This window comes from Clostridioides sp. ES-S-0123-01 (genome assembly GCF_020658415.1).
In the GTDB taxonomy this organism is placed as follows: domain Bacteria; phylum Bacillota; class Clostridia; order Peptostreptococcales; family Peptostreptococcaceae; genus Clostridioides.
On the sequence record NZ_JACVWD010000005.1, the window covers coordinates 219,332 to 241,145 of the forward strand.

A 21,814-nucleotide genomic window follows, 5' to 3' on the forward strand; every position below is an offset into this window, starting at 1 on the left:
AAAATATAAAGGTTATTAAAAGGCCTAAATTTCATGAGGAGATGATTAAATGGCAAGTGAAGTATTACAAAAAACAAGAAAAATAAATAAAACATTACAAACAAGTGGTGGAAGCAGTGTCTCTTTTGATTTACTGGCCGGAGCATTAGGAGATGTATTAAATTCTAATGTTTATGTAGTAAGTGCAAAAGGTAAAGTTCTAGGGCTTCATTTAAATGATATTGAAGATAGCTCAGTTATAGAAGACGAATATACTAAGCAAAAAAAATTCTCAGAAGAATATACTCAAAACTTATTAAAAATTGATGAGACACTAGAAAACTTAAATGGTGAGAAGATATTAGAGATTTTCCCTGAAGAACAAGGAAGATTACAAAAATATACTACTGTAGTACCAATATTAGGAAGTGGACAAAGACTTGGAACATTAGTACTTTCAAGATATTCAATGTCATTTAATGATGATGATTTAGTGATAGCTGAATACAGTGCAACTGTTGTTGGTCTTGAGATATTAAGAGCAATAGGTGAAGAATTAGAAGAAGAAATGAGAAAAAAAGCTGTAGTTCAAATGGCAATAGGCACTCTGTCCTACTCCGAGCTTGAAGCAGTTGAACATATTTTTGCTGAATTAGACGGTAAAGAAGGCTTACTTGTAGCAAGTAAAATAGCTGATAGAGTTGGTATAACTAGGTCAGTTATAGTAAATGCACTTAGAAAATTTGAAAGTGCAGGTGTGATAGAATCAAGATCATTAGGTATGAAAGGAACTCATATAAGAATACTTAATGATAAACTTACAGATGAATTAAAAAAATTAAAAAACAATCAATAATCTAAATTTTATAGATTGTGATTAGAAAAGGTATCTATTTCAAATAGATACCTTTTTTAGACGGATTATTGGGATAATAATCATGAAATATTTTTTTTGAATAGGAGTGGGAATATGCCTTTAGCAGATAAAATAAGACCAAAAACAATGAATGATGTAATAGGTCAAAGTCATATAATTGGTAATGGAAAAATATTGTCTAAGATATTACAGACTAATTTTTTGCCAAATATGATATTTTTTGGTCCACCAGGTGTTGGAAAAACTACTGTAGCAGAAATTGTCGCAGAAAAAAGCAATAAAAATTTTTATAAAATAAATGCCACTAATTCATCACTAGAAGATATAAAAAAAGTAATAGCAGAACTTGGAAGTATAAATAATATAAATGGGGTTTTACTATATATAGATGAGATACAAAGTTTTAATAAAAAACAACAGCAGTCGATATTAGAATTTATGGAAAATGGTAGTATAACTTTGATTGCTAGTACTACAGAAAATCCATATCATTATGTATATAAAGCTCTTCTAAGTAGAGCGACTATATTTGAATTTAAGCCTTTAGAAAAATTAGATATAGAAAAAGGCTTAAGAAGGGCAATTGAAGTTTTAAATGAAGATAGTTATATGGATATTGAATGTAATAATGATGCTATTGAGGATATAGCTATTATCTCTGATGGAGATATGAGAAGGGCTTTAAATGCTTTAGAATTAGTAGTTTATTCAACTAAACCAAATAAAGATAACATAATCTATATAGATTCAGATGTAGTAAAAAAATCTACATTTAATAAAATTATAAACTATGATAAAAATGGTGATAGTCATTATGATATTTTAAGTGCATTTCAAAAATCTATAAGGGGAAGTGACCCGCAGGCATCCATACACTATTTAGCAAGACTTATAAAAGGTGGAGATTTAATCAGTATCTGTAGGAGACTTTTAGTAATAGCTAGTGAAGATATAGGTTTAGCTTATCCAAATGCAGTTGTTATTGTAAAAGCCTGTGTAGATTCCGCTATGCAGCTTGGATTTCCTGAAGCAAAAATACCATTAGCAGAAGCTACTGTTCTTTTAGCTACATCACCAAAATCTAATTCTGCATGTATGGCAATAATGAAAGCATTAGATGAATTAGATAGAGAGTTTGTTAAAGACATACCAAACAGTATAAAAGATGCTCATTATTCTGGTTCTAAAGATATAGGTAGAGGATGTGGATATAAATATCCTCATAACTTTAAAAATCATTATGTAAAACAACAGTATTTGCCAGATAGCATAAAAGATAGTATTTACTACATACCACAAGAAAACAAAACTGAGAAAAATATAAAGAAATATCTAGAATATTTGGATAGCGATTTTTAAGTTGAATTTTATGTATCGGGGGTAGATATTATGATTATAAAGCTTAACTCAAGTTATCATAGTAGAGTTATGAAATATTTAAAAAAAGAACCTGAGTACAATTTATTTATAATAGGGGATATTGAAAGATATGGATATGGAAATAACTTTTTAAATTTATGGGCAGATATAGGTTTAAATGGTGAAATCAGAGCAGTACTACTTAAATATTTTGAATTTATGATGTTTTATTCAGATGGAGAGTACGATGTTGAAGGCTTTTATGAATTGCTTTGTGACACTGATTACGAAGAAATTTCTGGAAAAATAAGTGCTGTAGATGCTTTAGCAAAGCGATTAGGGCTTGATAATTTAAAAATAGTTGATTTTTGTAAGCTTCGAACTAAAAAATTTTTAGTTGACAATCATTGTAATGAAAAGGTAAAGAGAATTAGACTTGGAAATCTAAAGAAAACAGTTAGGCTTTATGATTTGATAGATGAATTCCACAGTACAACTTTAGATAGTTTAAAAAATGGTTTAAGAACAGGTAGAGGATATTGTATAGAGATTAACAAAGAAGTAGTATCAATGGCAAAGAGTACATCAGAAAACAGGACTCATGCAATGATAATTGGAGTAGGTACACATCCTAAATATAGAGCTAGAGGGCTTGCTACAAAATGTTTAATTAAACTATGTTCAGAACTTTTAAGAGAGAATAAAATGCCTTGTTTGTTTTATGATAATGAAGAAGCTGGAAAGATATATAAAAAATTAGGATTTGAAAACATTGGAAAATGGGGGATTTATTCAAAATAAAAAAATTAAAATTAATCTTGACAAAATTAGTAGGGTATAATAAAATTATGTTGAAAGTAATTCCTACTAAAACAGTATGAATTAGATTTCTATATAGAGGTGATAATGTATGAAGTTGTCTACTAAAGGTAGATATGGACTAAAGGCAATGTTTGAATTAGCACTAAATCAAGATAATGGACCAGTGTCATTAAAATTTATTGCTAAAAAGCAAAAAATATCGGACCAGTACTTAGAACAAATATTTTCATCTTTAAAAAAATCGGGTCTAGTAAAAAGTGTAAGAGGTGCTCAAGGAGGATATTTGCTTTCAAAGAATGCTGAAGACATAACAGTGGGAGATATACTTGTAGTATTGGAAGGTCCAGTTGCATTATCTGACTGTGTACTAGATGAAGATGTCTGTGAAAACTCAAACATGTGTGTAACAAAAATAGTTTGGGAAAAGATGAAAAAGGGTATAGAAGATGTTATAGATTCAATTACTCTTAAAGATATGATAAATGACTATAACAAAAATAAATTAGAAAATGATATAACAAATATAACTAAAAAATAGATTTGGAGATGAATGTAATGGAAAAAAGAAGATTGTATATGGATTATTCTGCAACAACACCTGTTAAAAAAGAAGTATTAGATGCAATGATGCCATACCTAACAGATTATTTTGGCAATGCATCTAGTTTTCACACATTCGGAAGAGAAGCAAAAGATGCTTTAGATAAAGCAAGAGAACAAGTAGCAGCCCTTATAAATGCTGAACCTAGTGAAATATATTTTACAGCGGGTGGTTCAGAAAGTGACAACTGGACATTAGAGGGTGTAGCTTATGCTAATAAAAATAAAGGTAATCATATAATAACTTCAAAAATAGAACACCATGCAATACTTCATACATGTGAATACTTAGAAAAACATCATGGATTTGAAATAACTTATTTAGATGTTGATAGCGAAGGAAAAATTGATTTAAAACAATTAGAAGATTCAATAAAAGATACTACTATACTAATAAGTATAATGTTTGCAAATAATGAAATAGGAACTATACAACCTATTAAAGAAATATCTGAAATAGCTAAAAAACACAGTATATTATTCCATACTGATGCAGTACAAGCTTCAGGTAATATTCCAGTAGATGTTAAAGAATTAGAAATAGATTTAATGAGTATGTCTTCACATAAAATATATGGACCAAAAGGTGTTGGAGCTTTATACATAAGAAAAGGTGTAAGACTTCATAACTTTGTCCATGGTGGAGCACAAGAAAAAAGTAAAAGAGCAGGTACAGAAAATATACCTGCAATAGTTGGATATGGAAAAGCAGCAGAATTAGCTAAAGCAAATATGCAAAACCATGTTGAGACTTTAACTCGTCTTAGAAATAAGTTAATAGATGGTGTTTTAGAAAGAATACCTTATACAAGAATAAATGGTAGTTTAGAAAATAGATTACCAGGAAATGCAAACTTTGCATTCCAATTTATAGAAGGTGAAGGAATACTTTTACTACTAGATATGTTAGGAATTGCTGGTTCAAGTGGTTCTGCATGTACTTCTGGTTCATTAGACCCTTCACATGTATTACTTGCAATAGGTTTACCACATGAAATAGCACATGGTTCATTGAGACTTACAGTTGGAGATTTTACAACGGATGATGATATAGATTATATATTAGAAAATTTACCAAAAGTTATAGAAAGACTTAGAAGTATGTCACCACTTTACGATGATGCAAAGAAACAAGGATTAGTAAAATAGACAAAATAGATAAGACATAAAAAATAGGCATAAATTAATGTAGGAGGAAAAAATAATGCAATATAGTGATAAAGTTATGGAACATTTTATGAACCCAAGAAATATGGGAGAAATTGAAGGTGCAAGTGGTGTAGGTGAAGTTGGAAATCCTACATGTGGAGATATAATGAAGATATTTTTAGACATAGAAGGAGACATAATAAAAGATGTTAAGTTTAAAACATTTGGCTGTGGTTCAGCTATAGCAAGTTCTTCTATGGCAACTGAAATGATAAAAGGAAAGACTATAAAAGATGCATTAGACCTTACAAATAAAGCTGTTGCTGAAGCTTTGGATGGTTTACCACCAGTAAAAATGCACTGTTCAGTTTTAGCAGAACAAGCTGTAAAAGCAGCACTTATAGACTATGCTAAAAAGAATAATATCCATATACCAGAATTAGATGGATATGTTATAGATGATGCTCATGACCATGATATTGAGGAAGAAGAATAAAATAAGGAATAATTTTCCAAAAAAAGTTTAAAATCATTTTAAAAAAGTGTATAATGGTATAGTAAGATGAAAAATAGCCGTTTTAAAGAAAACGGCTATTTTTTATTGTTAAAACTGCCATTCTAGCCCGTTTTGGAAATTAATGAAATAATAAAAAAATATACACATCCATAATATTTAAACATTAAAAAATATAAAAAATCTCAGCAAATCAATCGTTTACGAGGATTTCATATAAAAATATATTTTCAGAAATTTTTACTTAAAAATGCTATTTTCTTTAAAAAGGCACATTTCAACTAAATACAATATTAGGGGGAACAGTTATGAAAATACCAAAGAGGATAGCAGCAATACTTACTATATCATTAGTAGTTAGCAGTGCGACAACAGGCATATCAAGTGCTCAAACAAACAGTGATACACTTAAAGGTTCAGGTAGATGGGAAACTGCCATACAAATAAGTAAAAAAGGATGGGATACATCTAAAAATGTGATATTAGTTAATGATAATACTATAGTAGACGCATTGACTGCAACTCCTTTTGCTGGTTCTAAGAATGCACCAATTCTTTTGACACAAAACAATAAATTAGATGATAGAACTAAAGCAGAAATAATAAGGTTAAAAGCAGAAAAAGTATATTTAATAGGCGGGACAAAAACTTTAGGTTCAGAGGTAGAGACACAATTAAAATCATTAAAAATTGATACAGAAAGAATCTCAGGAAATGATAGATATCAAACTTCTTTAGAAATAGCTAAAAAATTAGATGAGTCTCTTGGAAGAAAAACAAGTAGTAATATTTCAGAGATAGTTGTAGTTAATGGAGAAAAAGGTCTTGCTGACGCAGTAAGTGTAGGAGCTGCGGCTGCTCAAAATAAAATGCCAATAATTCTTTCTAGTCCAGAAGATGGAATAAAACAATCAAATCAATTTATAAAAGATAAAGGTATAAAAACATCTTATGTAATAGGAGGAGTGCAGTCGATTTCAGAAGCTACAAAAAGCACTTTACCTAGTCCTAAAAGATTATCAGGAAAAGATAGAAATGAAACTAATGCGGCTGTTATAAGTGGATTATATGGTTCAAAAGAGTTGAAAAATGCATATATAACAAAAGATGGTATGAATAAACAAGGAGATCTTATAGATTCATTAGCAGTAGGTTCATTGGCAGCAAAAAATAATTCACCAGTAGTTTTAGTTGGAAATAAATTAAATAAAGAACAAGAAAAAGTATTAAATACTAAAAGCTTAAAAACAGTTACACAGGTTGGTGGTTCAGGCAATGAGAATGCTTTTTCTGAGATAAAAAAATCACAATCTACAACAACATATGAAGTTAAAAATATAGAAGAGTTAAAAATAGCTTTAGATAAAGCTGATGCAAATGATATTATAAATATTAAGCCATCAGGAACTATGTCAAATGATTTATCATTGAGTACTAATAATTCAATTTCTGTAAATTTAAATGGTACATATACAGGTACGATAGTAGTAACTGCTCCAAATGCAGATATAGTAAATAAAGGTACAATAAATAAAGTTTTGGTTAAGGATAGTAAAGGTGGAACAATAATAAATGAAAGTGGAGCAAAAATAGAAAAAGTAGAAATACAAAATAATTCTAGCAATGTTGTAGTTAAAAACAACGGAAAAATAACAAACATAAAAAATGATGCTACAGGAACAAATATAAAAAATGAAGGAACAATAACTGACAAAGTAGAAGGTTCTCAGACTCCAAGTGTAGATGGCACTAAACCAGGTGGAAGTTCATCTGGAGGCTCTTCATCAAGTGGAGGAAGTTCAAGTGGTGGTTCATCTGTAAAAGATAAATTGATAACATCAATAACAGCACTTGATAATTCAATAAAAGTACAAAATGTAGAAAATGGAACAGAATTAAGTAAGTTAAACTTACCAAAAGAGTTATCAGCAACTGTGTCTGGAGTGGCTAATACAAAAGTAGGTGTAACTTGGAAAAGTACACCAGAATATGCTAGCCAAGTAGCAGGAAAGTATATATTTAGTGCAAGTCTATCAAGTGGATATAAGCTATCAGAAGGAGTATCACTTCCAACTATTACAGTAACGGTAGCTGAACCTGCTAAAGTGGAGACAATAAAGATTACTGATACTGATACATTAGAAGAAGCACTTGCTTTACAAGAAGATGGTCAAGTGTGGGAAATAAGTGGACAAATAGATGTTAAAAAGCCAGTTGTTATAGATAAAAAAATAGTTATAAATGGTATTAATAATGCTGAATTGAAAAAAGCTGTAGAATTTACTGATACTAAACCAGGGTACGAAAATATAGTAACAATAGACAGAAAAGATGGTGTAAAAATAAACAATCTAAAAGTAACAGGTTTAGATTCAGACAAATTAAATAAATCAGGAATGCATGTTTATTTATCACAAAATGTTGAATTAAACAATGTAACTTTAAATAATAATAAAGGGGCAGGTTTAATAGTAAATGGTTCATCAGTAATAGCTTCAAATCTTGTAACAAGTGGAAACGGATGGTATGGAGTTAATGTAGAATATGTAAAAGATGATGGAATTGTAAATGAAACTAATGCAAGTCTAGATTTAATAGGTGATTGTAAGATAAGTGAATATACTCCAATAAAAACTGATAACTATGATAAAGATAAAGTGATTGTTAATGGATATGGAGATTGTATATTATTACAAGATTCAAAAACTGCTACTTGGGGTAAAGCTTCTATAACTATAAATGAAAATAATGATATAGCTAATATAACGGAAGAGAATAAAATAGATGAGGATGAAAATGGCAGTATACCTAAGTTTGAAAGTGTAGATGGTAGAACTCCTGTAAAGATTACACTAAATAAAGGCAAAAATGATTATAATAATGTAAGAGTTCAAATAAGACCAGAAGAAGGTTCAGCAGAGTTAGGTGGAATACAACTAATTGCTAAGGATAGCAATGGAAACTGGTTTAACATAGTAAAAACAGGATGGGGACCAATGGAAGGTTTTCCATTACAAGGTGCAACAACAGAAGTTTATCTAGTTGGAAATAAAGAAGGTACTTATAAGGTGAAAATAGAACTAGTTGATGTTAGTAATTCTAAGAATATAATAACAGAAACAACAGCGTCAGTAGTGGTAGTTAATAAATAAAAAATTACCCTTAAATCTTTTAAAATTACCTAATAATATTATTTTTTTTAGAAAATAGAGCAAGCTATATTTTAAATAAATACAATGCTTGCTCTATATGGTATAATAATAAGTAATGCAAAAGATGAGGTGAAATTTGTTTATGAATAAAAAAGTAATGATAGGTATGAGTGGAGGAGTAGATAGTTCTGTAGCTGCATATCTTTTAAAACAGCAAGGATACGACGTCATTGGTGTTACTATGAAATTATGGCAAGACGATGACGAAGTTGAAAATGAAGGTGGTTGTTGCTCTTTATCAGCAGTTGAAGATGCTAGAAGAGTAGCAAATAAAATAGGAATACCATTTTATGTTCTTAATTTTAGAGAAGTATTTAAAGAAAAAGTAATAGATTATTTTATAGATGAATACTTAGAAGGAAAAACTCCTAATCCTTGTATAGCTTGTAATAAACATATAAAATTTGACGATTTTTATAAAAGAGCTAGACAAATAGGATGTGATTATGTGGCTACAGGTCACTATGCAAAAATAGAAAAAGATGAAGATACAGGAAGATATTTATTAAAAAAATCTGTTACAGATAAAAAAGACCAGACTTATGCACTTTATAATCTTACACAAGAACAATTAAAACATACACTACTACCAATAGGTGATTATGAAAAGGATAGAGTAAGAGAAATTGCTAAAGAAATGGGAATGGCAGTCCATAATAAACCCGATAGTCAAGAAATTTGTTTTGTTAAAGATAATGACTATGCAAATTATGTAAAAAAACATTCTGAAAAGCGTATTGAAGAAGGTTTTTTTGTAGATACTAAAGGAAATGTACTTGGAAAACATAAAGGGATACTATACTATACAATAGGACAAAGAAAAGGTCTTGGAATTACTTTTGGCAAACCAATGTTTGTAGTAGATATAAATCCAATAAATAATACTATTGTCCTTGGAGACAACGAAGAATTATTTAAAAAAGAACTTATTGCAAAAGATGTTAACTTTATATCAATAGACAAACTAGAAGAGCCATTAAGAGTTCAAGCAAAAATAAGATACTCTGCAAAACCATCACCAGCTACTATTTATAATGTTGGAGAAAATACTATTAAAATAGTATTTGATGAAGCTCAAAGAGCTATTACAAAAGGTCAATCTGTTGTAATGTACGATGGAGATATTGTAGTAGGCGGAGGAATAATAGAGAAAAGTTTATAAAAATATCCAAGAAACTTATAAAATAAGTAATATAGTCTATAAATCTAAAACAAAGTTTATAAAATAAATTTATTGTATATGAAAATATAGTATTGATTAATTTTGTAAAATTTAGTAATATAATTATTATATTAATTAAAAACAAATACAGTGATAAGGAATAGTAAAGTATTTGATGTCTTACAGAGAGAGGGAACATGCTGAAAGCCCTTAGAATAAAATATTTGAAGCAGCCTTTTAGTAGCAATTTTGAACAATGTACTTTGAATTAACAAGGTAGATTTAAGTAGAGATTGACGGTAGTTACGTTATAGCTAAGGTTTTCCGAAGATATCATAATTTTTTATGATAATTAGGGTGGTACCGCGATTGTCCTCGCCCCTATAAATTTATTTATAGGGACGAGGTTTTTTATTTAAACGAAAAAATATAATTTATTAGGAGGAACATAATATGGAAAAGATGGGACTAAACGAGATAAGAAGTAAGTTTTTAGAATTTTTTGAGTCAAAAGGTCACTATGTAGCAGATAGCTATTCTTTAGTACCAAACAATGACAAGAGTTTATTGCTTATAAACTCAGGTATGGCACCTTTAAAAAATTATTTTTCAGGTGTAGAAGTACCTCCAAGTTTAAGAATGTGTACATCTCAAAAATGTATAAGAACTGGAGATATAGAAAATGTAGGTATAACTGCAAGACATGCCACTTTTTTTGAAATGATGGGTAACTTCTCATTTGGAGATTACTTTAAAAGAGAATCAATTAAATGGGGATGGGAATTTGTCACAGAATGGCTAAGTATCCCAGAAGATAAAATATGGGTAACTGTATATGAAGAAGATGACGATTCTTATGATATATGGGCAAAAGAAATGAATTTTCCAGAAGAAAGAATGGTTAGACTTGGTAAAGATGATAACTTCTGGGAGATAGGTACAGGTCCTTGTGGTCCTTGTTCAGAAATATATTTTGATAGAGGAGAAGAATATGGATGTGATAATCCAGACTGTAAACCAGGTTGTGATTGTGACAGATACCTAGAATTCTGGAACCATGTATTTACTCAGTTTGATAGAGATGAAGAAGGAAACTATAGTTTATTAGAAAGTAAAAATATAGATACAGGTATGGGCCTTGAAAGAATGGGATGTATCATGCAAGGTGTGGACACTATCTTTGAAGTAGATACTATTAAGTCTATATTGGAAGCAGTTGAAAAGTTAACAGGAGTAAAATATGGAGTAAATCCAAAAAATGATATATCAATAAGAATAATAACTGACCATATAAGAGCTGTGACATTCCTAGTTAGTGATGGAGTACTTCCATCAAATGAGGGAAGAGGCTATGTTCTTAGAAGACTTCTTAGACGTGCTGCTCGTCATGGTAAACTATTAGGTGTAAAAGAATTATTCTTACAAAAACTGATAGATGAAGTTATAAAGGTAAATGATAAAGCATATCCAGTTTTAGTTGAAAAAGAAAGTTATATTAAAAAAGTTGTTGGAATAGAAGAAGAAAAATTCAATGAAACTATAGACCAAGGAACAGAAATATTGAACTCATATATAGAAGTATTAAAGAATGAAGGAAAAACTGTTTTAAGTGGTCAAGAAGCCTTTAAACTGTATGATACTTATGGATTCCCTATAGACTTAACTAAAGAAATTTTGGAAGAAGAACATTTATCTGTAGATGAAGAGTCTTTCAATGAAGAAATGGAAAAACAAAAAGAAAGAGCTAGAAATGCTAGAGGAAATATGGATGGAGAAAGTTGGAAGGAAGACCCTCTATCAAAATTAGAGTCTACTATAGATAGTATGTTTAATGGATATAGTGAATTATATGGTGAAGGGATTATTGAAGCTATAGTTAAAGAGGATGAATTAGTTCAAAATGCAAAAGAAGGTGATAAAGTATCTATAGTACTAGACAATACTACTTTCTATCCTGAAGGTGGAGGACAAGTTGGTGATTGTGGATTAATAACCAACGAAAATTTAGTAGTGGAAGTATTAAATACTAAAAAAGGTGCTAATAATAGTATAAAACATATAGGTATAATAAAATCAGGAAAAATAAGTAATGGAGATAAAGTAAAGACATTAGTAGATAGAGATGTTAGAATGTCTGCTGCAAGAAACCATAGTGCTACACATTTACTTCATAAAGCACTAAAAGAAGTATTAGGAGAGCATGTTAATCAAGCTGGTTCTTTAGTTACTCCAGATAGATTAAGATTTGATATTACTCACTTTGAAGCTATATCAAATGAAGAATTAAAAGTTATAGAAGAAAAAGTAAATAATGTTATTTTATCATCTTTAGACATAAAATGTGATATTATGAATATAAAAGAAGCAAAAGAAAAAGGAGCTACAGCACTATTTGGTGAAAAATATGGTGATGAAGTAAGAGTAGTTTCTATGGGAGATTATTCTACAGAACTTTGTGGAGGAACTCACTTGACAAATACTTCTCAGATAGGAATGTTTAAAATATTGTCTGAAGGTGGAGTAGCAGCAGGAGTAAGAAGAATAGAAGCAATAACAGGAAAAGCTGTTTATGAATACTTAAAAGAAAAAGAAGGAATTATATCTGAAGTTTGTGTAAATTTAAAATCTAAAGAAGATAATTTAATTCAAAGAATAAGTTCTTTATTAGAAGAAAATAAAAATTTATCTAAAGAATTACATGATATAAAGACTAAAATGAGTTTACAATCAGCTGATTCTATTTTTGATTCTAAGCTTGAAGTAAATGGAGTTAACTTAATAACTAATAAATTTGAAGGTATGGATATGGATACACTAAGAGAAACAGCAGATAATTTAAGAGATAAGCTTGGCTCTGGTGTAGTAGTATTGGCAAATGTAGTAGATGATAAAGTTAACTTTGTAGTTACTGCTACTAAAGATGTGTTAGATAAAGGAATACATTCAGGGAATATAGTTAGAGAAGTTGCAAAAATAGCTGGAGGAAAAGGTGGAGGAAGACCTAATATGGCACAAGCAGGAGCTAGTGACATATCTAAGGTTGACCAAGCTCTAAGCTATGCAAGTGAGGTTATTAAGACACAAGTTAAATAACATTCACTTAAGGAGGTTTTTAGTTTGGAAAAAGATTTAGACTACACTATGAAATTTGAAGGAATACCAGAAGATAGAATGAGTGTGGGAGATACGATAGATTTTGTATATAAAGCACTAGTTGAAAAAGGATATAACCCTATAAATCAAATTATAGGGTATCTCCTTTCTGGCGATTCTAGTTATATAACTAGTCATAAAAATGCAAGAGCTATAATTAAAAAATTTGAAAGAGATGAGATACTTGAAGAAGTAATCACGCACTATCTGAATAGAAAGTAGGTCAAATAAATGAGAAAAAAGATTATGTCATTGTTGGCAGTAGTTATTATGATTTTTGTATCAACTGCTAGCTACAGTTCTGCTGAAGAAAAGGGCAAAGTCATATTTATTGATATGAATAGGACCAATCTTGGAAGTATGTTGAAGGTTCCAATCTTAAAGAGTGAGCTAGAAAAGAGAGGTCATATAGCTCTTATGAATATAAGAGGGGATCAAGGTACTGATGATAGAAGGTCTTATGCTAGTATGGGTGCAGGAGTAAGAGCTGATGTAACTACTGAAGACTATATCAATTTTCAAAAAGTAGACCAAGATACTGCTAAAACTTTTGAAGTTGCAACAGGTCAAAAAGCTAAAGAGATAAATAATTTAAGTATTAATAGGTCAATAAATGAAAATCTAGAGTATGGAGAATATGGAGCAACCTTAGGTTCATTGGGAAAAACTTTATCAGAAAATGGACTAAAAACATCCGTAATTGGAAATGCTGATATAATTGAAAATAACCAATTGGTTAAAAATAGAAATTTATGTTTAGTTGCTATGGATCAATATGGAAGAATTGATTCTGGGAATATTGATGATATTAACAAAAAAGATTCTAAGATGCCGTTTGGAATAGTTACAGACTACGATAAGTTATTAGATGAAACTAAAAAGTCTTATAAAAATAGTGATGCTATATTTGTAGAGCTTGGAGATACATATAGATTAGATATGTATAGATTGAATTTAAATGATAATACTTATGCTGCAATGAAGAAAAATATTGTAAAAAATATAGATAAATACCTTAAAGAAGTATTTTCTATGGTTGGAGAAAATGATACTGTTTATGTATCAAGTGCTTTTCCAAGTGATTTAGATTATAAAAATAAGAGAAGACTTTCTCCAATAATAAAATTTAGTGGAGAAGGAAAGGGTCTATTGGAATCTGCTACAACAAGAAAAGCTGGTATTGTTGCAAACTTAGATGTTGGAGTGGACATATTAAATGAGTTTGGTCTTAAAAATGATGAAATGGTGGGTAGAAGTTATACTTTGGTTGACAAAGAAGATAATGCTAGTTACCTAAAATCACTTTATAAAAAGATAGTATCTATATCATCTATAAGGTCAAGTATCATAAATGGATTTGTAGGTGTAATATCTGCTTCTTGGGTAATTGCAATGTTTGCAATATTCTTTAGAAATTACATGCCACATAAAGAGCGTGTATTCAAAGTACTTAAGGAGTTTATAAAATTGGGTATAATAATGCCTCTGTCATTTATGTTGGCTCCTTTGATGAATTTTAAGACCCCAATTACAATATCTTTGGGAATATTTGTAACTACACTAGTGTTATACTTATTAGGTCGAAAGTTATTTAAAGACAATGATATAAAACATATGGGATTTTTTGCAACACTGACTATTTTAATAATAGTCATAGATTCTGTATTTGGAACATACTTAATGCAAAATAATATAATGAGTTATGATGCTGTTATTGGTGCCAGATACTATGGTGTAGGAAATGAGTATGAAGGTGTAACCATAGCAAGTGCAGTATTTGGTTTAGCAGTTTTATTACATTACAAGAAGGTTTCTAAGCCACTTGTTGTAATATTTTCATTAATAATACTTATAACTAGCGCATATCCTTCTATGGGGGCAAATGTTGGTGGAGCAATATCAGAATGTGTAGCATATTTGTTGTTTATAATGCTTATATATGATGCTAAACTAGATATTAAAAAAGTTGCACTATTAGCTATTTCAGCTGTGGTTGTTGTTTGTGCATTTGCAGCTCTAGATATAATCTCAGGTAGTGAATCTCACTTAGGAATGTTTGTACAAAGAATTTTCTTAAATGGACCAGGAGAGATATTGCAGACATTTGGAAGAAAAATTCAAATGAATATGCAATTAGCACAGACAAGTGTATGGGTAAATATTTTACTTGTGGGAATTGCTGTGATTGCAGTACTTATATTTAAACCATCTAGACACTTTAGAAAGATAATGAATAATTTTCCAATTTTGTTTAAAGGATTCATTGCATCTATGGTTGGTTGTATAATTACTCTTTTAGTTAATGACTCTGGTATAGTTGCTGCATCTACAGCATCTATATATATACTTATACCACTTATAATAATAAGCATAAACATGATAATATTTGAAAAAAATAACTAAAAATTTTTTAATGTATATATGCTTTGAATAAAAAGTTGCAATATGATTATTAATGTAAACCAAACAGCTTACATCAAAAATTCATATTGCAATTTTTGTAATTAATGAAATGTATATGTTTTATAAAATAAGGTAAATAAAAGGAGAAAATATGTTAGATGGAAGAATAATGGGTCTTGATGTTGGAGATAAAACTATTGGAGTTGCTGTAAGTGATTTAATGGGATTAACTGCACAAGGGATAAAAACGGTAAGAAGAGTTGGCAAGAAGAAGGATATTGAAGAATTAAAAGCTATAATAAAAGAAAAACAAGTAAATAAAATTGTGTCAGGATTACCAAAAAATATGAATGGTACTTTAGGACCACAAGGAGAAAAGGTAATTAAGTTTTGTGAATTATTAAAAGAAGAAACAGGAATTGATGTAGAGTTTTGGGATGAGAGACTTTCTACAGTAGCAGCAGAGAGATCTTTGTTAGAAGCGGATGTTAGTAGACAAAAAAGAAAAAAGGTTATAGATATGTTGGCAGCAGTAATAATTTTACAAGGATATTTAGATTTTAAAATAAATTCATAAAAGAACTATAAAATTGAATACTTATGATATATAATATAAATAATAAAAATAAAAATAAATTTGAGGTGAATGACATTATGGAAGAAAATATAATAAATTTAATTGATGAAAATGGTGTAGAAAGCCAATTTGAAATAATATTAACATTAGAAGCAGAAGGAAAAGAATATGCAATATTAATGCCTTTAGATGATGAAGAGGCTGAAGAGGCTTTTATATTTAGAATTGAAGAGGATGAAGAAGGAGATGTATTAGTATCATTAGAAAGTGATGAAGAGTATGAAACTGTTGTAGCTGAATATACTGCTAGAATGGAAGAAGAAGGTTTAAATTACGACGAAGATGAATCAAGTGGACTTAACTAGGTAAATAATTAAGTTTGTATATAAAAAATCAGGTATTTTACTGTATTTACTTTAATTAAGAATTATTAATTGTAAAAAGTATTTATAGTATATATCTGTTTTTTTATTTTTTATTAAAAAATTTATAGATTTTGGTGAATAATATATCTTTTATGGGTATATATTTATATTATGAGAAGAAATTAAATTTTTTCAAATGTCTTGACAAAAAAAGAATTATCAATTACAATATTATTTAATAAAGATTATCAATTGAAAATAGTAAGGGTGATGTTATGGCAAACACAATGGATTTATTAAAAGACAAGTTAAAAGAAACTGGTTTTAAGATTACGCCACAAAGAAGAGCAATAGTTGAGATATTGCTTCAACATGACCATTCACATTTAAGTAGTGAAGAAATCTATGATTTAGTTAGGGTTGACTGTCCTGAAATAGGGCTAGCTACTGTATACAGAACAATGCAGTTATTAGACGAAATAGGATTAATATCAAAACTAAACTTAGATGATGGGTGTATAAGATATGAGATTAGTCTACATAAAGAAGACTGTCATAATCATCATCATCTTATTTGTAAAAATTGTGGAAAGATAATGGAAGCTAAAGAAGACCTTTTAGACAATATAGAAAAAGAAATACAATCATTGTACAAATTTAAAATACTTGATCATGATGTTAAATTTTATGGATTATGTGATGAGTGTAATAAAATAAGTGATTCAGAAGAATAATTCTTCTGTAATTTAATGTTGATGGAAGAATAGTATAGAACTTTTATATTCTATGCTATTCTTCCATTTTTTATTATAAATTTAAATATATAGTATAAATATAAATAGCTTTAAAGCTTTTTATAATTTTAATATTGAAAATATAATTAATCCTATAAGTATGAAAATAAATGATTTTTCTATAAAATTACTAAATGGTCCTCCAACTGTTAAAAATCCTAAGGAAATCTTTTTTTCACTTAGTGGATAAAAAAGTGGTATTCCTTGTTTTGTAAATAAATCCCCTAAAAACATATGGCTTGCATAGCCAAGTGTTCCATAAAAAGATAAATTATTAATACTAGTGATTAATTCTATTTGTTTTAGTAAAAAATATATTATGATGGTTGCAAATATACTATGAGAAAAGCTTCTGTGCTTTAGCCAGGGAAAAATTGACAACATTAGACAAAAAATTATAAAATATATTTCAACTTCTACGATGTATAAGCATATAGCTAATAGTATAAATATTAATGATAGAAAGATTTTTCTCAGAAATGTATGGGTTAGTTTTGCCTCAATAATTATAATTGCAACAAATGTAATTATTGCACTTAAATAAAAATTATCATTTATATTTATTGAAATAAAGAAAATAATAATATTAATAGCGTATATAAAAATTCTATATATGTATTTGGATATATTGTTTTTTAGAATGAAATTTGAGACCATAGAATTAGATTTATCCAAATCGGGCAGTACTGCAAAAGTAGCTGAAACTAAAATATCTACTAGAGATATAGGAATTGTAAAAATTAAAGATGTCTGGATAGCTGTTAAAATTCCTATTGCACAATGAGTTTTACCACGCATAAATCCTCCTAAAATATCAGATATTAAATCATATAATATTTAGAGGATATCAAAATAAAATAGGTTTGTCAAAATAATACGTTAAATGTATTTTAAATATAGCTTAAAATATGATACGAATTATGGTACAATAAGAATAACTGGTAGCGAGTGCGTGATTTGATATTATTTAAGATTGTAGAACGTGTTAAAAAATTAAATAGACAGAAGGAGATGATGCAATTGTTCAAAAAGAACACCAACAAGATAAAGGTAATGGCTTTAGGTGGACTTAACGAAGTTGGAAAAAATATGACTGTTGTTGAGTATAAAGATGAAATAATTGTTATAGATGCTGGACTTAGTTTTCCAGAAGATGAAATGTTAGGAGTAGATATAGTTATACCAGACATAACTTATTTAGTCAAAAACAGGGATAAAATAAAGGGTATATTTATTACACATGGACATGAAGACCATATAGGAGCTCTTCCATATATACTAAAAAAGATAAATGTTCCTGTATATGGAGCGAGACTTAGTATAGGTCTTATACAAGTAAAATTGAAAGAACATAAGATGAATAATGTTAAGTTAAATGTCATAACTCCAAGACAAGTTATAAAGCTTGATAATATGGAAGTAGAGTTTTTGAAAAATAACCATAGTATACCAGATGCTTACTCTATTGCAGTACACACAGACCAAGGGATAATATACCATACAGGAGACTTTAAGATTGACTTAACTCCAATTGATGGTGATGTTATGGATATGCATAGAATCTGTGAGTTGAGCAAAAAAGGAGTTCTTTTAATGTTGGCAGATAGTACTAATGCAGAAAAACCAGGATTTACTATGTCTGAAAAAACTGTTGGAGTAGGTCTTGATGAGTTATTTGCAAAGGGAAATGGTAGAAGAATTATAGTTGCTACGTTTGCATCTAACATACACAGATTACAACAAATAATAAATACAGCTGAAAAGTTTAATAGGAAGGTTGCTATATCAGGTCGTTCAATGGTAAATGTAGTTGGAGTTGCCAAGGAATTAGGATATTTAGATATTTCTGACGATATGCTAATAGATTTAAATGATATATACAAGCATGAAGATGGCGAGTTAGTGATAATAACGACTGGTTCACAAGGTGAGCCTATGTCAGCTCTTGCTAGAATGGCTTTTTCAGAACACAAAAAAGTAGAAATAAAGAGTGGCGATTTAGTTATAATATCTGCTCATCCAATACCAGGAAATGAAAAATTAATATCAAGAGTAATAAACTTCTTATTTGAAAAAGGAGCAGAAGTAGTATATAGTGATATAGCGGATATACACGTTTCTGGACATGCCTGTCAAGAAGAATTAAAGCTTATACATGCATTAGTTAGACCAAAGTTTTTTATGCCAGCTCATGGTGAATATAGAATGTTAAAAAGACATGCTGAAATAGCTGAACAACTTGGAATGGACAAGGAAAATATTTTTGTCATGCAAACAGGAGATGTTTTAGAGTTAGATAAAAACTCTGCTAAAGTAGCAAATCGTATACAAACAGGAAATATACTAGTTGATGGATTAGGTGTAGGAGATGTAGGTAATATAGTCTTAAGAGATAGAAAGCATTTATCAGAAGATGGTCTTATGATAGTTGTAGTAACTATTTCTAAAGATGAAGGCAAAGTTTTAGCAGGTCCAGATATAATATCTAGAGGCTTTGTGTATGTAAGAGAGTCTGAAGATTTAATGGATGGAGCAAAGGATATAATTAAAAACGTTCTAAACGAGTGTGAAGAGAAAAATATTAAAGAATGGGCTTATTTAAAGAATAACATTAAAGAAAACCTAAAAGAGTATTTATATCAAAAAACTAAGCGAAATCCAATGATACTTCCTATAATAATGGAAGTATAGGATATAAAGTTTATAAAATTGAAAAGTAGACCTCTTGTAATTTTTAAAATGATATCAAAAGATTAAATTGATATCATCTTAAGAATTACAAGAGGTCTTTTTAATATTGAAAAATTTAGATATTACATAAAATACCAATTATAACAATCTTTTATTAGTAAAAACTACTTATATATAAATTTTATTAATAGGAGGATATTTATGGATAATATTTCAAAACAAAATGCTAGAAACGCTTTAAAACAAACTAAGATGGAAATAGCAGGAGAATATGGAATGAATTATGAAGATGCCTTTGAAATAATAGAAAATGCATCGAATAAAGGTGTTTTAGAAGATTATTTTAAAAAGCTTGAAAAGAAAAAAAATTTAGGTCAAGGTATATCTAGGCATTTAGAATAAAAAAAGTTAATTGTGAGAAAATAAGTTTAAATAAACTTTAAGAGGTGACATCTATGAAAAAATTAGCTAGTACTGCTTTGGCTATATTACTTGCATTTACTCCTTTGAGTTTTTCTTTTGCAAATAGTAAGGACAATGCTGATGCCAACCAACTAAATATATCTTCAAAATCGGCAATTTTGATGGATGTTGGTAGTGGACAAATTTTATATGAAAAGGATGCTCATAAGAAGCTTCCTCCTGCCAGTGTAACAAAGGTAATGACAATGTTACTTATTGTAGAAGCTTTGGATTCAGGTGATATTAAACTTGATGATGAAGTACAAGTGAGTGAAACTGCATCTAGTATGGGTGGTAGTCAAATATTTTTAGAACCAGGAGAAACTCAAAAGGTTGATACTTTATTAAAAGGTATAGCTGTTGCTTCTGCAAATGATGCCTGTGTAGCTATGGCTGAACACTTGGCTGGAAGTGTTGAAGGGTTTGTTGATAGGATGAATTCTAAAGCAAAGGAGCTAAATATGAATGATACTCATTTTGCAAATACAAATGGACTTCCAGTAGCAAATCACTATACATCTGCTCATGATATAGCTTTAATGTCTAGAGAATTATTAAAACATGAAATGATAAGTAAATACTTAACTACATGGATGGATAAGGTTGTAGTAGGTAAAAAACAAGTTACAGTAGGTCTTGCAAATACTAATAAGCTTATAAAGCATTATCAAGGAGCTACTGGTGTTAAAACTGGATTTACTCAAGAAGCTAAATATTGTCTATCAGCATCAGCAAAAAGAGGTAATACTCATTTAGTTGCGGCGACTTTGGGTGCAGAAACTTCTCCTGAAAGATTTAATGATGCATCTAGTCTTTTAAATTATGGATTTGCAAATTATGAAAGCGTTAAGCTGTGTAGTAAGGGAGATAATATCGCTACACTTACATTAGATAAAGCTGATGAAAATAAAGTCAAATTAGTTGCTAAAGAAGACTTAAATGCTCTTATTAAAAAAGGAAGTTCTAAAAAGTTTGAAAAGAAAATAGAAATAGTAAAAAATCCTAAAATGCCAATTAAAAAAGGTACTGTTTTAGGAAAGATAAAGATATGTAAAGATAAAAAAGTAATAGGTGAAGTAGAATTAATAAATAATAAAGATATAAATAAGGCAAGTTACCTACAAATGCTTCAAAGAATAATTGATAATATGATATAATAACTTGCGATAAGATACAGCTATAATTCACATAAAAAATGCCCGTATAGAAGTACTATATGGGTATTTTTATTTAGTATATTAAAGATTGTTATAAGCAGATGCTTACAATGATTATCTAAGTAAAGGCATACTGCCTGTAAGTTTATTTACTTGCTTTTTATTTCCATATATTCCTATACCAAAATACTGTAGTTCATCTTCTTGGACAGTGGCAATTTTTTGTGTGAATTCCTCATAAATATTACAACCTTGTGCAACATCTGAAAAATCTACAACAGTTAATCCTTCAAATTCAGGAGTGTATAATTTTTTACGTAAATTCTTTATAATTTCTTTGTTTCCTTTTAAGATAGGCACAGGTATAGCAACAATTCCTAAATGATTATTACCTGTTTTGTCAACTACATCTGGACCTACTATTTCTGGAGTATATTTACCTAGTGTAACTCCCATTACTGCTGCTGTATTTGATATAATTCCCATTGGTAAATTTTCATCTATTACCATAACACATTTTACATTTTTATTTTCCATT

General features: G+C 29.2%; 19 protein-coding genes and 1 other annotated feature. Of the genes, 17 read left to right on the forward strand and 2 right to left on the reverse strand.

What is annotated here, in order from left to right:
* Window positions 1-49: 49 nt before the first annotated feature.
* The 14 genes from codY (at window position 50) to IC175_RS13500 (ending at window position 16,906) form a co-directional block, all read left to right on the forward strand.
* On the forward strand, window positions 50-835 hold the full coding sequence (codY, locus tag IC175_RS13435) for a GTP-sensing pleiotropic transcriptional regulator CodY (RefSeq protein ID WP_227434185.1): 786 nt from the start codon (window positions 50-52) through the stop codon (window positions 833-835).
* Between the two features lie 114 nt (window positions 836-949).
* A complete protein-coding gene (locus IC175_RS13440) occupies window positions 950-2,215 on the forward strand; it encodes a replication-associated recombination protein A (protein ID WP_227434186.1) in 1,266 nt (421 codons plus the stop codon).
* A 30-nt stretch (window positions 2,216-2,245) separates the two neighbouring features.
* On the forward strand, window positions 2,246-3,016 hold the full coding sequence (locus IC175_RS13445) for a GNAT family N-acetyltransferase (protein WP_227434187.1): 771 nt from the start codon (window positions 2,246-2,248) through the stop codon (window positions 3,014-3,016).
* Window positions 3,017-3,125: 109 nt separating this feature from the next.
* Window positions 3,126-3,575 carry an RrF2 family transcriptional regulator gene (locus tag IC175_RS13450; RefSeq protein WP_227434188.1) on the forward strand — a complete coding sequence of 150 codons (450 nt, stop codon included), beginning with the start codon at window positions 3,126-3,128 and terminating at the stop codon, window positions 3,573-3,575.
* Window positions 3,576-3,592: 17 nt separating this feature from the next.
* Window positions 3,593-4,786, forward strand: coding sequence for a cysteine desulfurase NifS (gene nifS, locus IC175_RS13455; RefSeq protein WP_227434189.1), 1,194 nt, complete (start codon window positions 3,593-3,595; stop codon window positions 4,784-4,786).
* 55 nt (window positions 4,787-4,841) lie between these two features.
* Window positions 4,842-5,282 carry a Fe-S cluster assembly scaffold protein NifU gene (nifU, locus tag IC175_RS13460; protein ID WP_227434190.1) on the forward strand — a complete coding sequence of 147 codons (441 nt, stop codon included), beginning with the start codon at window positions 4,842-4,844 and terminating at the stop codon, window positions 5,280-5,282.
* A 326-nt stretch (window positions 5,283-5,608) separates the two neighbouring features.
* Window positions 5,609-8,452 (forward strand): cell wall-binding repeat-containing protein, encoded by a 2,844-nt coding sequence (locus IC175_RS13465; RefSeq protein ID WP_227851617.1) that lies wholly within the window; start codon window positions 5,609-5,611, stop codon window positions 8,450-8,452.
* A gap of 142 nt (window positions 8,453-8,594) precedes the next feature.
* Complete coding sequence (mnmA, locus tag IC175_RS13470) at window positions 8,595-9,674, forward strand: tRNA 2-thiouridine(34) synthase MnmA (RefSeq protein WP_227482242.1); 1,080 nt, start codon at window positions 8,595-8,597, stop codon at window positions 9,672-9,674.
* Between the two features lie 141 nt (window positions 9,675-9,815).
* Window positions 9,816-10,060, forward strand: a binding site (T-box leader).
* 67 nt (window positions 10,061-10,127) lie between these two features.
* Window positions 10,128-12,767, forward strand: a complete 2,640-nt coding sequence (alaS, locus tag IC175_RS13475; protein WP_227851618.1) for an alanine--tRNA ligase — start codon at window positions 10,128-10,130, stop codon at window positions 12,765-12,767.
* Between the two features lie 24 nt (window positions 12,768-12,791).
* The gene (locus IC175_RS13480; RefSeq protein ID WP_003419418.1) at window positions 12,792-13,049 is read left to right on the forward strand and encodes an IreB family regulatory phosphoprotein; all 258 of its coding nucleotides are present in this window, start codon (window positions 12,792-12,794) and stop codon (window positions 13,047-13,049) included.
* A gap of 9 nt (window positions 13,050-13,058) precedes the next feature.
* Complete coding sequence (locus IC175_RS13485; protein WP_227434194.1) at window positions 13,059-15,230, forward strand: hypothetical protein; 2,172 nt, start codon at window positions 13,059-13,061, stop codon at window positions 15,228-15,230.
* A 151-nt stretch (window positions 15,231-15,381) separates the two neighbouring features.
* Window positions 15,382-15,807, forward strand: a complete 426-nt coding sequence (gene ruvX / locus IC175_RS13490; protein WP_227434195.1) for a Holliday junction resolvase RuvX — start codon at window positions 15,382-15,384, stop codon at window positions 15,805-15,807.
* A 77-nt stretch (window positions 15,808-15,884) separates the two neighbouring features.
* On the forward strand, window positions 15,885-16,172 hold the full coding sequence (locus tag IC175_RS13495; protein ID WP_227851619.1) for a DUF1292 domain-containing protein: 288 nt from the start codon (window positions 15,885-15,887) through the stop codon (window positions 16,170-16,172).
* Between the two features lie 275 nt (window positions 16,173-16,447).
* The gene (locus tag IC175_RS13500; RefSeq protein ID WP_227434196.1) at window positions 16,448-16,906 is read left to right on the forward strand and encodes a Fur family transcriptional regulator; all 459 of its coding nucleotides are present in this window, start codon (window positions 16,448-16,450) and stop codon (window positions 16,904-16,906) included.
* A gap of 120 nt (window positions 16,907-17,026) precedes the next feature.
* Here the strand turns inward: IC175_RS13500 and IC175_RS13505 are convergent, their stop codons facing one another.
* A complete protein-coding gene (locus tag IC175_RS13505) occupies window positions 17,027-17,764 on the reverse strand; it encodes a metal-dependent hydrolase (protein WP_227434197.1) in 738 nt (245 codons plus the stop codon).
* Window positions 17,765-17,980: 216 nt separating this feature from the next.
* Here IC175_RS13505 and IC175_RS13510 point away from each other — a divergent pair, with 216 nt between their 5' ends.
* The 3 genes from IC175_RS13510 to IC175_RS13520 all read left to right on the forward strand — a co-directional run bounded on the left by IC175_RS13510 (window position 17,981) and on the right by IC175_RS13520 (window position 21,276).
* Window positions 17,981-19,657 carry a ribonuclease J gene (locus IC175_RS13510; protein ID WP_227434198.1) on the forward strand — a complete coding sequence of 559 codons (1,677 nt, stop codon included), beginning with the start codon at window positions 17,981-17,983 and terminating at the stop codon, window positions 19,655-19,657.
* 201 nt (window positions 19,658-19,858) lie between these two features.
* The gene (locus IC175_RS13515; RefSeq protein WP_227831215.1) at window positions 19,859-20,059 is read left to right on the forward strand and encodes a CD1290 family small acid-soluble spore protein; all 201 of its coding nucleotides are present in this window, start codon (window positions 19,859-19,861) and stop codon (window positions 20,057-20,059) included.
* A 53-nt stretch (window positions 20,060-20,112) separates the two neighbouring features.
* Complete coding sequence (locus tag IC175_RS13520; protein WP_227434200.1) at window positions 20,113-21,276, forward strand: D-alanyl-D-alanine carboxypeptidase family protein; 1,164 nt, start codon at window positions 20,113-20,115, stop codon at window positions 21,274-21,276.
* Window positions 21,277-21,390: 114 nt separating this feature from the next.
* On the opposite strand, the gene IC175_RS13525 is transcribed toward IC175_RS13520, so the two are convergent.
* On the reverse strand, window positions 21,391-21,813 hold the full coding sequence (locus tag IC175_RS13525) for a DUF2000 domain-containing protein (protein WP_227434201.1): 423 nt from the start codon (window positions 21,811-21,813) through the stop codon (window positions 21,391-21,393).
* Between the last annotated feature and the right edge of the window lies 1 nt (window position 21,814).